The 14,417-nt window shown below is 40.4% G+C and carries 10 protein-coding genes; 3 read left to right on the top strand and 7 right to left on the bottom strand.

From position 1 onward, the window contains the following. Positions 1-203 precede the first annotated feature (203 nt). The 3 genes from NSQ55_RS27870 (at position 204) to NSQ55_RS27860 (ending at position 6,187) form a co-directional block, all read left to right on the top strand. Positions 204-1,358, top strand: a complete 1,155-nt coding sequence (locus NSQ55_RS27870; protein ID WP_076123814.1) for a cation:proton antiporter — start codon at positions 204-206, stop codon at positions 1,356-1,358. 277 nt (positions 1,359-1,635) lie between these two features. Beyond that, entirely contained in the window at positions 1,636-4,644 is a 3,009-nt protein-coding gene (locus NSQ55_RS27865; protein ID WP_339170101.1) for an efflux RND transporter permease subunit, read from the top strand. A 736-nt stretch (positions 4,645-5,380) separates the two neighbouring features. Continuing rightward, the gene (locus tag NSQ55_RS27860) at positions 5,381-6,187 is read left to right on the top strand and encodes a helix-turn-helix transcriptional regulator (RefSeq protein ID WP_076192459.1); all 807 of its coding nucleotides are present in this window, start codon (positions 5,381-5,383) and stop codon (positions 6,185-6,187) included. Between the two features lie 140 nt (positions 6,188-6,327). On the opposite strand, the gene NSQ55_RS27855 is transcribed toward NSQ55_RS27860, so the two are convergent. The 7 genes from NSQ55_RS27855 to NSQ55_RS27825 all read right to left on the bottom strand — a co-directional run bounded on the left by NSQ55_RS27855 (position 6,328) and on the right by NSQ55_RS27825 (position 14,229). Beyond that, positions 6,328-7,515 carry a copper amine oxidase N-terminal domain-containing protein gene (locus NSQ55_RS27855; RefSeq protein ID WP_339170098.1) on the bottom strand — a complete coding sequence of 396 codons (1,188 nt, stop codon included), beginning with the start codon at positions 7,513-7,515 and terminating at the stop codon, positions 6,328-6,330. A gap of 44 nt (positions 7,516-7,559) precedes the next feature. Continuing rightward, a complete protein-coding gene (locus NSQ55_RS27850; protein ID WP_339170096.1) occupies positions 7,560-8,840 on the bottom strand; it encodes a hypothetical protein in 1,281 nt (426 codons plus the stop codon). A gap of 16 nt (positions 8,841-8,856) precedes the next feature. After that, a complete protein-coding gene (locus tag NSQ55_RS27845; protein ID WP_339170094.1) occupies positions 8,857-10,515 on the bottom strand; it encodes an HlyD family efflux transporter periplasmic adaptor subunit in 1,659 nt (552 codons plus the stop codon). Then, positions 10,512-12,737, bottom strand: coding sequence for a peptidase domain-containing ABC transporter (locus NSQ55_RS27840; RefSeq protein WP_339170092.1), 2,226 nt, complete (start codon positions 12,735-12,737; stop codon positions 10,512-10,514). Before NSQ55_RS27840 ends, NSQ55_RS27845 begins: the two co-directional genes overlap by 4 nt. 519 nt (positions 12,738-13,256) lie before the next feature. Continuing rightward, a complete protein-coding gene (locus tag NSQ55_RS27835; protein ID WP_076123801.1) occupies positions 13,257-13,469 on the bottom strand; it encodes a hypothetical protein in 213 nt (70 codons plus the stop codon). A gap of 28 nt (positions 13,470-13,497) precedes the next feature. Further along, entirely contained in the window at positions 13,498-13,719 is a 222-nt protein-coding gene (locus NSQ55_RS27830) for a hypothetical protein (RefSeq protein ID WP_076123799.1), read from the bottom strand. Between the two features lie 39 nt (positions 13,720-13,758). Further along, positions 13,759-14,229, bottom strand: coding sequence for a hypothetical protein (locus NSQ55_RS27825; RefSeq protein WP_076123797.1), 471 nt, complete (start codon positions 14,227-14,229; stop codon positions 13,759-13,761). Between the last annotated feature and the right edge of the window lie 188 nt (positions 14,230-14,417).

Below are 14,417 nucleotides of genomic sequence, written 5' to 3'. Positions count from 1 at the left end.
ATCAAATGTGCATAATTTATATTATCGGCGCATCTGGTTTACAGTTATTTTAAATATAGGTATAATATAATTTATAAAGTTAAATTGAATAATTATTTGTTTTTTGGAGGAGCCTGTCAACAAGGGCTCCTCTTTGTCTTTTTTTGGCTTGGAGAAGCTCCTGGTTGGCAGTTCTTATATACAACAAGGGAGTGGATTGAAAGATGGAGTTTGTTTTATATCTTATGCTGATCATATTGTTCACCAAAGTAGCTGGTGATCTATCTGTGCGGCTTGGGCAACCAGCTGTGCTAGGTAAGCTTATTGTGGGAATCATACTGGGGCCTGCGGTACTGGGCTGGGTTCAGGATGGAGAGTTTATTCATTATATCTCTGAGATCGGTGTTCTACTGTTAATGTTCATAGCGGGGCTTGAGACGGATCTGGATCAATTGCGCAAGAACTGGAAATCAGCTTTTGCAGTAGCCGTCGGTGGAATTATATTACCCTTTTTGGGTGGGTTCGCCTTAGGAGAAATGTTTGGTTTTGCTTATCATAATGCTTTGTTTATGGGCGTTATTCTTAGTGCAACATCGGTCAGCATATCGGTGCAGGTGTTAAAAGATATGAATAAGCTGAACACACGTGAAGGCTCTACAATTCTGGGGGCTGCCGTAGTAGATGATATTCTAGTTGTTATTTTGCTCGCTGTTCTGATGAGCTTTTTTGGTACAGGTACAGACGTTTCTATTGGTCTTTTAATTGGGAAAAAGGTGTTGTTCTTTGCCGTAGCGATTATTGCCGGCTGGTTCATTGTTCCTCGGGTCATGAAATGGATGGCTCCGTTGAAGGTGACAGAGGCGATTATTTCAGCAGCGTTAATGATTTGTTTCGCATTCGCCTATTTTGCTGAAATCATGGGGATGGCAGGAATCATTGGTGCCTTTGCGGCTGGGATTGCTATCTCGCAAACTTCCTTTAAGCACACGGTAGAATCCAAGCTCGAGCCGATTGCTTATTCGATTTTTGTGCCGGTCTTTTTTGTAAGTATCGGACTTAGTGTTTCCTTTGAAGGAGTAGGCAGTCAAATAGGCTTCGTGATCTTGCTTACGGTTGTTGCCATTCTGACCAAGCTGTTTGGTGGCGGTCTGGGTGCGCGTCTTACAGGCTTTGATAACCACTCGTCTGCCATTATTGGGTCTGGGATGATTTCACGGGGGGAAGTTGCGTTGATCATTGCCGCCACAGGGCTGCAAAGCGGCTTGTTACAGCAACAGTATTTTACTTCGGTCATTATTGTTGTCATTGTAACTACACTTGTAACGCCGCCACTATTGAAATTTATGTTCCGTGATCCAGTACGTGCGGAAGGGAAATAAACCATAACAAAAGGGAGTCCTGTTGGTCATTTATATGGCTAACGGAGCTCTTTTTTTATGCTCACGTTCCAGTTGCCATCATCAAGAAAAAGGACGGGGATCTGTCTACAGAAGGGGAAAGTTCCCCGTCTTAAGACTGAGTACGAAACCAGCCGTAGGGCTGTTTTGAGTTCAGCCAAAAATGACTAAACTAAATCTCGGGATGGAAATTAATACATAATCAAACAGACATAAGGGGAGTGCCAGAAATCATGTGGAGTGGAAGGGGAAAAAGAAAATGAAATGGTTAACAAAATGGTCGTTCGGTAACAAGGCTGCGGTGGGGCTTTTAGTAGTCATGGCTCTTGTGGTGGGAGGGATGAGCTACACTTCGCTACCGATGGAATTTATGCCAGAGGCGGATAATCCTCAAGTGACTGTAACTGTGCTGGGTCCTGGCCAGGATACACATGCTATGGAGACTAATGTAACGAAGCCGATAGAAGCTGGAGCAGCTTTTGTGAAAGGGAAGAAGGAAATACTGTCCACTTCCGGAGACGGATATGCGCAGGTAAATATTTTTTATGATTCGAAAACGAATATGAAGGATGCTGCGCAGGAGGTTCAGAAGGTCGTCGATTCATTGAAGTTCCCGGAAGGGGTAATGGCTCCTTTTGTACTTCAGTTGAATACCTCCATGATTCCTGTATCACAGGTTACTCTTGCTTTTGACGAAGGCCTGACTAAAGAGAATCTTAAGCTTGCGGAAGAAACTATCATTCCAGAGATGCAAAAAGCTGAAGGGGTAGCGAACGTTGCTTTATATGGTAAGGTAACTCCGCAGGTCAGCGTTAAGCTGGACCCGAAATTAATGGCTGAGAAGGGAGTCACGACTCCACAAGTATTAGGTTTACTTCAAGGACGTAATGTATCGGCATCCCTTGGGGAGCAAACGATTGGTGGGCAGACCGGCAATGTTAACGTAGTTTCTACGATAGATAGTATGGATACTTTGAAAAAGCTTCCTGTATCTGCGGGCGTTAAGCTACAGGATATCGCTGCTGTCGAATTGAAGCAGGATCAGGAAAGTGTCAGCCGTTCGAACGGGAAAGACGTTCTATTCGCCATAGTGACCAAAGAGGCTAATGCGAATGCAGTCAGTGTCGGAGATAACATTCAAGCTGCCGTAGATCATATTAATACAACCATTCCTAATGCAGAAGCAGCAGTAGTATTCAGTACATCGGATATGGTAGTTAGCTCGGTGAACAGTATGATGCGTGAGGTATTGCTAGGTGCATTATTTGCGACGATTGTGATTCTGTTGTTCCTGCGTAACCTGCGGGCTACTCTGATTACGGCAGTATCCATCCCACTTTCGTTAGCAGTCACCTTATATCTGCTGAATATTTCCGGCATAAGCTTGAATATCATTACACTCGGGGGAGTCGCGGTTGCGGTAGGCCGTTTGGTCGATGATAGTATCGTGGTGATTGAGAACATTTACCGTAGGCTGCAAAAAGAACCCTTTTCCCGTGAAATGATTATTAGTGCAACTGGGGAAGTGGCTAGAGCGATTACCTCATCAACTATTGCTACCGTAGCAGTATTTCTGCCGATGGGTCTCTTGCGTGGTAGTTTGCAAGCTTTCCTACTGCCGTTTGCTTTAACAGTGACCTATTCATTGCTTACTTCACTAGTAGTAGCTTTGACGGTTGTTCCTCTTTTAAGCTCATGGCTGCTGAGAAGAACATCAATGAAAGAACACGAACCTTCTAAATGGTTTATCCGCTTTCTGGACTGGAATCTTCGCCGTAAATGGGTTAGCTTATCGTTGGGTCTCCTGCTTCTGATTGGCTCCATTGCTGCTTATGTGACTATGCCCAAAGGGGCGCTCGATGCTTCGGATGCCAGCTATGTTTCTGTTCAGATGAATTATCCGAAGGATGTTCCTGTCAAAGATATTTTGGAAAAGGGAAAGCAGTTAGAACAAGATTTGATGAAGCAGCCACAAGCAGAAACGGTAATCATGCAATCAGGGAATAGTGCGGACGCCGCTAAGTGGGGGAGTGTTACCTCTGAAACCTTAGTGGACTATACCGTTGTTATGAAAAAAGGTGCAGATGCTCAGGCTTTTATTGATCATGTTCGTGAGGTAAAAGATTCATACACTGGAGCAACACTTGTTGCTAACCAAATGAGTATGATGGGATCCAGCTCTACCAGTGAATATATTGATATTGTCGGAGATAATCTTGCGGATATTACTACTGTAGCAACAGAAGTCACCGCTAAGCTGAAGACCGTAGAGGGAATTCAAAAAGTCAGCAGCAATATGGAGGACACGAAACCTGTATTTTCCTTTAAGGTAGATCCGGCGCAAAGTAATGCGCAAGAGATTTCAATGCAGCTGTCAGCGATGCTTAATCCGATTCCAATGGGGCAAATTGAGCTCGATGGTGACGCAGCAGGTGTAGTGTTAGATCCTATGGTTCAGCCGCAAACGGAGCAGGATTTAAAAGCGCTGACGCTCATGACGGCTGAGGGGCCAAAGCCACTGTCTCAGCTCGCAACTTATGAGGTTCGGAATGAGCCTGCAATGTTGTTCCATAAAGATGGGAAGCCGTATGTACGAATTACAGCAGAGGTTGATCCGAAGAAGGTATCTGAGATCGGTGCGAATATTAAAAAAGAAACCGATAGTCTTACACTTCCGAAAGGCGTGACCTTATTTGCAGGTGGAGCGTCAGTTGATCAGTCAGAGGATTTCAACGACCTGGGTATGACGGCATTAATCTCCATCGGGTTGGTGTATCTGATCATGGTACTCACCTTTAAAACCCTTCGGGCTCCACTGGCGATTATGTTCTCCTTACCGCTCGCAGCGATTGGTGCGATTGTTGGACTTATCGTGTCCGCTGTAACGCCTGACTTCACAGCTCTGTTCGGGGCGTTGATGTTAATAGGTATTGTTGTTACGAATGCCATTGTGCTCATTGACCGGATTAAGCAAAATGAAGCCAATATGAGTATCCACGAGGCTATTCTAGAAGCTGCCGGAACACGGATGCGTCCGATTCTCATGACGGCGATTGCCACCATCTGCGCCATGACACCGCTGCTGTTCGGCCATGCCGAGATGGGCAGCATCGTCTCGCAAAGTTTGGCGATTGTAGTCATTGGCGGTTTAACCGCAGCAACACTGCTTACGCTGATTGTAGTGCCGGCGATTTACGAGTTGTTCTACTTCCGTAAATCGGCAAAAGAGCGTAAAGGAGCAGAAAAGACTAATGCTCCGGCGCTTTAAATAAGCAAACGGCAAGCCTTCGGGTTAATGGGGCTTGCCGTTTTTTTTGTTTTGTTACAAATTCTTATAATTATGGAGTTAACTTGTCCACACTAATAGCCAAAACTTTGTTTAGGAAAGGCTGAAAGGCGCTTTGCCAGATTGCAATATCCCCCCCCCTGAAATAAATATTTATTTTTTAATTTTAAATATTGCTATTTTCACAACAATGTACAGAGCATTTAACATAATTATTAAAAAAGATATTATTGGGAATATTCTATTTACCGCAGAAAACGCCAATATAAATAATGAAAACAAAATTAAAAATGGAATAGAATTTGTATACTTTCTACTGAAAATCCCTACTAAACTCTTGATAAAATTCATTCCTTTCAGGGTAACAGATATAAATATGTTGAGCATGATTTCTCGCTAGTCTCAGACTCCATTGTGAAATTTTTTTCTAATCAACGAATATCCCTATTTTCATAGGAAAAATGGATTTCGTATATATTCTAGGTAGGATATAGACAAGTGGTAATTGTTATGCTCTATTCTTTTTTGACGAAATTTAAAGAATACAGGACAGGTGAAAAGTTCTTATCAAATAATCGGCCATAGAAAAATAACCTAAACAATGTTATTTCAATTCTTACTAATCTCCCACAACCCTAACTAATTATGTCATTGTTTTCCTTTGGATGGAGTGCTATGCTCTGTTTAATAAATACCATTAGTTAGGAGAATCGACTGTTTGAATATTCTTGAATGCGAACGAGCTTGGTTTACAGTAGATGATGTAGATAAAAAATCTAATAATTCCTTGTGTGAATTTTACCAACCCTGGAGTAACCTCAAAACAGAAAAATCCTTTTCTATAGAAGAGCTGGTTCCCTACGAGATTTTAGTTGAAGTATTACATTCAGAATTGGCGAAAGTAATGGAATTTCTCTTATTGCCCTTTGTCTTTTTCTTAACAGATCAAGCCGGCAATATTATTAATATTGTCAGTCCATTCGAAACGTTTCAGGAGAAAGTAGATCATTATGGAATTAGGAGTGGAACTAATCTTTCGAAGCAAATCTCTGGAGTGAATGCAGTTTCTTTAGCGATGGAGGTTGAGTCAATTGCAGTAGTGCGTGGAGAAGAGCATAGTATGCCAATGTTTAAAGAGTGGAATTGTGTATGCGCTCCTATAATGATAAATGATTGTATATGTGGATATATAGACATCTCATTTGAAGCCGAGAGGCAACTTGGTTTTTCGATTCTCTTTATTAAACAATTATCCGAAAAGATTGTGTTGAAGTTGAAGGAACGAAGCCCGAAGTTAATTGAGTACATATTTCAGGAGAAGTGTGATTTGTATCGATTATCCCCTAGAGAGAGAGAGGTAGCGTATCACTGGGCACTAAGAAAAGGGGCGCTGCAAATTTCCAACGACCTTAATGTGAAAGAGGGAACTGTGCGGAATATCGTTAAGAGTATTTACAGTAAGATGAATATCAGCGAGAGATGGGAACTGATTGAAAGATTGGCCATTGTGGTCCCAACTATTTAGGAACTGTTCTATATCCGTATCAGCCAGAGAACGTAGGGGAAGCGGGTAAGATTGAGCTCCGGCGCTTTAGATAAGCAAACGGCAAGCCTCCGGGTTAATGGGGCTTGCCGTTTTTTTTGTTTTGTTACAAATTCTTATAATTATGGAGTTAACTTGTCCACACTAATCGGATAGGTCTGATCCAGCATCCATCTGCCTGCTTTGGATTTCTTCAGCGTTGTGACAGAGGTGGATCGGTTATCCTGAAACTCTGGACCCTTAAGCTTGATGCTCGTCTGAACCATATATATGGCTGCGGTATCCTGGGTATAATGAATGATTTTGGCAGATTCCAGAGTGAACTTTAGATCATAGACTGTGAAAATTTGGCTGAAGAGCTGTTTGGTTTGTTCGAGAGCAGGGGACTCAGGATCAATAGTAGATAGCACACCTTGAATATTCTCTGTATTGGTATAGTCCAAGTTGCTCTTAAGCACAGCTAATATATCCGTTTCATCCGACTTCGTCACAGCTGGCTTAGCGTTCAGCAGTTTATCTGGGAGGATATATTGTACGCCTTTAATCTGCAGGTTGTTGATTTTCCAGTCTTCAGTGCTGGCAGTACGCGTTAAGCTATAAATATATTCAGTGGTATTGTCTAAGGTGAATGGACCGCTGAGGTGTGTAGTCGTTTCAACGGTGTGAACCGTAGCCTCTGTGGGTTGAAGGCTGATAACCTCTAATTGATCAAGTGAAATGGTCAGATCGTATTGTTCCATTTGGCTCTTAATCTGTGGCCCGATGACCACAAGAGGAGACTTGCTATCGATTAGGCTCATGAACCCTTCATAATTCTCATTGTTGGTATAGGTTACGTATTTTTCAAAAAAAGCATTGATTTCCTGCGGGTTTACCTGGTTAGTCTTGCCTGTAATGGTTACTGTCTTCGAGTGTGCATTCCAGGAGACTTCATTACCTGTAGCCTCCCCAACGAAGCGCAGCGGAATGTAAGTGGAATTATTGATGAGCTTAGGGGCAACAGAAAGTTGGGTTATTACACCATTGACGCTGGCCTGCTTGCTGCCTGGTCGCAGTGTAATCGTAAGCCCTTCCTTAGTACCTGTTATGGTACCTGTGGTTTGATTCCAATCGATTGAAAGTCCTAGTTTTTCAAAAACCGGGCGAAAAGGAACGACAATTGTACCATTATCATTGAAGGGAGCCTGTCCCTTCAGTGCGAGCTGTTGCTGATTGATCTGAATGGAGATTGGCTTCTCTGCGGCATGGACAGGCCAGGCGATAGCGGTAGAAAGAAGAGTTGCTGCGATTAGGCTAGATATGGTTTTCAACTTGTGATATCTCCTTTGGGTTTTGAATGATAAATTAATAGTTATTAGAGGATAACTCCACTAAGAGCCAAAGTAACTTTTGCTTGGAATAAACCGTACTTTACTTTTTGCTTATCGAATTGCCGATTTAAGTTTAGTAAATCCAGCTTGTCCTGATCTGCCTGAGCCGCTGAGATTAACCCGCTATTTAGGAGAGTATCATTATCCTGGGAGACGCGTACGAGTTCCAATTGCTGCTCTTTTAGTTCTGAATATTCAAAATCAATTTCATTTGCTTCCGGCTTATAACTAGCCAGTTTTTCTTCGAGTTGTTGTTGTACTATATTTTTGTGTGCAATCTGGCTAGACCATAGGACTGAATAATAAGTGATGAGTTCAGCATCGGAAGCTTTAGCTGCATCAAGATTATCTTTGGCGAGTGTGATACGTGCATCTTCTTCGCGTAAATCATAATTACTAGAGAGGCTAATTACTGTATTACAATTCACAGGCTCTGGTGTACTGGAAATGACATCATCTAGAAGGACTTCTGAATAGGATGATAATCCTAACTCAAGCTTAAATTGTTCTAACTGAGCTTCATAACTTCGAAGGTTACGTTCAAAAATAGATTTTCGTACTATGTTTTTACGATTAAAATCGTCCAAACTTCTCTTAGACAGAAGACCATGCTCATAGGACCGCAAGGTATCCTCAGACTGTTGAAACCAATATTGGCTTTCTTGTTTGTCATATTCAATCGTTTTTTTTAGAGAAGAGAGTTGATAATATTTCTGCACAGCATAGTAGCGGATGAGGGCTTCTGTTTTTTGAAGTCGTAACTGATTAATTACTTTATCTGTTTCTAATGTGCGTAACTGGTCACGAAATTCCTTAAGCTGCGCTGTTTTAGTCTCTTGATTGTAACTGTTTTGGCTTTCATTCTGAGCGCTAACCCATTGATTCAGAGATGTGTTAATCATAATTTGAATGAGAATGGATTGATTGACCCCTGCCTGTTCTTCTTCACTTAAATCAGCGTAACCAGGAATACTATTGATAAAAATATCAGGATTTACTGGCAGCAGCCCGCTGGTTGTGACTACATTTTTTTGCTCCAACTTTTTCTCTTCAGATGATACATATGAAAATTTGGAATCCGTTTCTGCAATATTCCATTGTGAGAGCTTGATATCTACATAGTTAGTTAATGCTAGCTGGATTGCTTCTTCCATGGAAAGCGATTTTATTGCGCTAGATACCTGCGTATCAGCATAAACTGTAATGGAATGCGGCAATAGGAGTAATAAGAAGGAGAGTATCAAGAGAGCTGATTTCTTTAACATTTAGCTGGCAACCTCACTATTCCTTTAAGTTGATTTTTTCAAGAACAAAATCAATGATCTTCTTGGAGTCGGTAATAACAGAGGCTTGCGCTATCATCCCTACACGAAGCTCTCCACGTTCACCTCTGCGATTAACAAGGGGGTCATTGGATATCGTTGCCTCCACCAGATAGTAGCTTAGACCGTCTTGCTGAACAATTGAATCTGTGCTGATAGATGTAATCGTACCTTTTTGGGAACCAAAATTTTGTTTAGGAAAGGCTGAAAAGCTGAAATCAACTTTATTGCCAATCGCTATTTTTCCTGCTTCAGCATTAGGTACAGCGATGCTCATTTTATATTTTGACTCGTTGCTAGGTATAATGGAGATCAAGGCTTCGCCGGATTGTACCATGTCCCCGATGCTGGTTTCTTTTAAAATATTAATGGTCCCGGAAATTGGTGCTATGAGCAGTCTTTTGTCTCGTTCAAGCTCAAGTCCCTTAACAGCCTCTTGCAGCGTAATTAAGGTTCTTTTATTTTCTTCTATTGCTGAATGAATCTGTACAATACGGTCAAGTTTCAGTTTTTTCAATGAGGTTGCTTCAGATGAACGGTTAAGTTTCTCTTGATTCAGTAGATCATTTTGCTGCTCAGCCAGCTGTTTCTTTTGCATTTCTAAAGTTTTTCGTTCTGAAACTGATGGATCGTGCCCATTTTTTAGCAAATCGAGGCTGACCTCTATCTCAACCAATTGCTGATTGTAATTGGTGATATTGCTTTCTGAGCTGAGCACGGCTTCGGTTTGGAATTGGTTGATTTGCAAATATGAACTTTCATATTGATGCTGTTCATCTGTAATCTGGGATTGAGGCACAAGGCGGTCCCCCAAGCTGAGCGAACGATTATAGATTTCTTTTTTCTCAGCAGATTGTTTAGACAGTTGGACATATTTAATTTGGTATGTATTATATTGTTCCGTCCGTTTGGTATCTTCAATTGGAAGAAGATTTTGATTCTCTTTGATGGATTGCACAAGCAATTTCTCGTTTGCAATTTCAACATTTAGCAGTTTCTTTTTTCGTTCCAATTCAATTTTATTCTGAAGAGATTTATCCGAACTAGATTCGGCACTAAAGGTAGCAGAATCTTGCAAGCCTATATTCTCGTGAATGGCAGCTGTAAGCTGATCCTGGGTTCCTTGAAAGGTCTGCTGCTGCTGGCTGTATTCAAGGAGAAATTGTTCTACCATGTCATAATAGTAACCCTCATCTGCACGTTCAGAAGAAAACTGATTATCTAAATTGCTAATGCTTTGTTTATACAGCCCGAGATAGTGCAGTTTCTTAGTGAGCTTATTGATTTCTGAATTACGATTTGATAATTCTATATCAAGTTCTTTATGCTCAAAGGAAATTAACTGCTCGCCCTGCTTAATTTGCATCCCTTCATGGACATATACCTGTTCCACTTTTCCCATAGATGAAGTCTGAATGGTACTGACTTTTTCATTGGGTCTAACTACAGCAGAGGCTTTGGCAACTTCATCGATCTGGCCAAAATAGGACCAGACTAACGCAGCCCCCAATAGAATGAATAAGATAAGTATGAAAATGGAAATCACAGGACTGGTCTTGGATTCCATGATTTCTCTGCTATCTGTCATTTCTGATAAGTTATGTATTTGTGCGCTCATACAAGAGACACCTCGCCTACTCCTGCGGCATATTGATGGTTATGTTCTTGTTTTTGTTCAACTCCAGGGAGTTGATCTTTCCACAATTCATAGTACTTTTCACGGTAATCCAGAAGCTCCTGATGAGTTCCATGCTCAATAATCCGTCCTTGATCCATGACATAAATCCGATCACAACGCATGATTGTACTCAACCGGTGAGCGATAATAATCGTAGTCATGTCTTCAAAAGCATTAATCGTCTCCGATACAGCCTTCTCCGTTGTAGAATCCAGATTACTAGTGGCTTCATCCATTATAAGAATATCGGGCTGTTTAAGAACTGCCCTGGCGATAGCTAGTCGCTGCTTCTGTCCCCCGGAAAGGTTAGTAGCATTTTCTTCTAACAAAGTGTTGTAGCGGAGTGGAAGCTGATTAATGAATTCGTGTGCCTGTGCGGTCTGGCAGGCCGAAACAATTTGTTCCAGATCCGTATCCTGATTGACACCCAGACATAAATTTTCCCGGATTGTTCCGCTAAAAAAGAAAGTATCCTGTGATATATATGCGATTCGCTGTCTCAAGCTATCTAAATGAATATCTTTAATATTGTAGTTGTTAATTAAGATATCGCCTTTTTCATGTTGGTAAAATTGCATGATCAATTTGATCAGGGTGGTTTTACCCGAGCCGCTCTCACCGACAAAGGCGACTTTCTCGCCCTGTCTAAGTCTCAAATCAATATCATGAAGTACAAGGGAACGTGTACCATATCTGAAGCTGACACGATCAAATCTAATATCACCTTTTAATGAAGCGGGTTGAATCTTCTTGTCCTCATCCTCAAGCTTCTCCGCTTCTAAGTCGAGTATTTCCCCCAATCGGTCCGCCGCTACAACAGCTGTTTGCAGGGTAGGCTGGAGATTGATGAGATTTTGAATAGGTTCAAGGAAGTAAGCAAGTAATGAGTTATAAGTGATAAGTTGACCCATGGTCATATTTCCTTTTATTACTTGATTACTACCTACCCAGAGGATGGCTACACCTCCAAGCAACTGAACCACACCTTTTAGCGAGCCTTGTATATTATTGAAAATACCAAAGCTGAACACGGATTTCAGAAACGTGATGAATTTCTGTTCCGTCTCAAAGCCAACTTTAGACTCCGCATGGTAGGCTTTGACCGTCTCGATACCGTCTATGGATTCAACGATGTAGGAGGTAAGTTGGGCGTTTTTCTCCATTTGTTCACGGTTTAACCGGTCGAATGGCTTGTGGAATCCCCACACTAACGCTAGATACAAAGGAACCAGCAGCACAGTTACACCAAATAAAAGGGCACTCTGCGAATAAAGAATGATTCCCCCCGCAATAACCATGATAATATCGATCATGATGGTTAGGGTTGCGCTGGAGATGGCATCCCGTACCTTAGAGGCATCCATAAGTCTTGAGATGATTTCCCCCGTCTTGCGAGTACCAAAAAAGTTCATGGGTAGCTTCAACACATGATGGTAATAGCCGAGAATTAGCGAAATATCAAGCTTTTGGCTCAATGTTAGTAGAATGTGACTACGAAAAGCGTTCAATAAAACTTTGAATAGATATAGAATGATTACTCCAATGGATACTATATTCAGAGTCTTCTTTAAGCCAAAAGGAAGAATCTCATCTAGCAGAAATTGAAAATAAAAGGCTGATAATATACCTAATATTGTATAGAGCATGGATGTCAAAAAAATTCCTAGTAGCATTCTTCTCTGAGGAATAAGTAAACCAAAAAAACGAGTGAATAAACCCTTGGACTCACCGCCCTTTTTGAACTGAGGGGTAGGAACCATTAATATGAGAACACCGGTCCAGATTTTAAAGAAGTCTTCTGGTGTATATTTAACAATGCCCTTCGCAGGATCCGAAACGACAACTGTTTTTTTTGTGATTTTATGAATAACAACGTAATGCAATAAAGTTTGGTCTATGACCACATGAGCAATAGCCGGAAGGGGGAAATCTTCGAGGAATGCCTCGTGAGTCCCTTTTACAGCCTTGGCAGTGAATCCTAATTTTTCAGCAGCTTTAACAAGGCCATAGGCGCTGGTACCCATTTTATCGGTTCCCGACATCTCGCGAATTTTAGTTATAGGATAGTTGAGACCATAGTTTTTACTTATAGTGGCGAGACAGGCAGCCCCGCAGTCTTTAATATCTTGTTGTTTGACACATTGGTATTTAGTGAATGCCATATAATCCTCCGAAAAGCAATTATTAAATGATGATTTTATATTGTGACCTGTGCTATACAATGAATCATTTATCTTTGTTGCTCATGTAAAATGCAATGAAAAATCCGATCAGGCCTAACGCCACTAATCCTACGCTTAATAAAATATCTCCAGATCTATTGTCACTTCGAATAATACCTTTTGAAGTTAACATATCTAATATGACTAAAGAAAAATAGATGAAAGCATAAATAAAAACTGCTATAAATGTCTTGTTTTTATTTTTCTTATATATATATATACCTGTTAGAAAAATTAAGAAATTCATTATAAACCATTGGGATGGGAGGATTATATTAGGTCTTACAATTAATAAGAATGATATTACTAGCCCTAAAGTAATGTCTATTCTAATTAGATACGATATTAATTTATCTATTTTCAAAAAAATCACTCGCAATCTATTTATGATTATTCTCTTCTTTTATAGAAGAAAAGATGGAGACATATCCATCTGAAGATGAATGTCTCCATCAAAATTTAGAATGAAGTACCCACTAAATATCCGGCAGCCACTGTACCACTTATGTAGACAACTGCGGCTGTGGCTGTTACTGGTGCGGCAGCAACAGCAGACATGATTGTAACCATACCTAACACTCCTGCACCTACCTTGGCCCAATCAACGCCACCATCAATATTGATACTATCTTCAAGTGTAAGTTCTGAAAAACTAGGGGCATATGAAAGCATTTAATTCCTCACTCCTTATAACAGATATTTAATGTTTTAGTCCGCTACCAGTAAGATATCCAGATACTATTGATCCACCCACTGCCATAATCGCAGTAGGAATCGTTACTGGTGCTGTGGTAACAGCGGCTACCACGGTTACCATTCCCAAGACTCCATAAGCAACATTATCCCAATTTATACCTCCGGAAATCTCCATCGTTTCAATGTTGGACAATGTTGAAAATTGACTATTAAGACTCAGTTCCATTCTATTCACCTCCTTTCGAGATAGACGAGTTTTGACTAGTTAAAGAAGACTAGGATTGATGCCAATACAAATATCTATTTTTATATTTTCACTAGTACCTTCAGATAAGTTTATATTATATGCGGATGTTATTTGATGTAGATTGTTTTGAGAGATATATTTGACTAAAAATTCATAAGCAGAATTGATGCCATTCATTTTACCTTCATACATCAAGCAAATTGCATTTATTAACTTGAATTCTTGTTTATATATAAAAGGGGGATTTTTTTTAATTTCTCCTTTTACTGGTACCATAATCTCAAAATCCACCATCTCTATGCCATTATTTCGGGATACAGAATGAGTAGAAGTGATTAAAGGACCATTCTTTTGGAGGTTATAGTTGTTTAGTGAAAGGATAAATTCGTTTAGTTTATGATGTAAACAACTGGAAGGAATAGTGTTGCGATATGAGACTAAATTAAAATACTGGAATGTTTGTTTTTCATTAATTTTATACAATTCCACTGTGTTATCTCCTTAGAGGTTTCTTTTTTCTATGACTTAAGGCACATTGAATAGAAGAGAGTGTAAGGATAATTATTAATAATAAATGGGGCATCTAGCGGTTATTTAAGTTCTACAAATGTAATTATGGTCTTTATAACAAAGTTTGAAAATATCCCCCATTGGATATTTACTAATATGAATAAATA

This window comes from Paenibacillus sp. FSL H7-0943 (assembly GCF_037963265.1).
Classification (GTDB): Bacteria; Bacillota; Bacilli; order Paenibacillales; family Paenibacillaceae; genus Paenibacillus_AQ; species Paenibacillus_AQ odorifer.
Note: the sequence above shows the minus strand (reverse complement) of the source record. Positions and strands in the feature narration are given on the sequence as shown.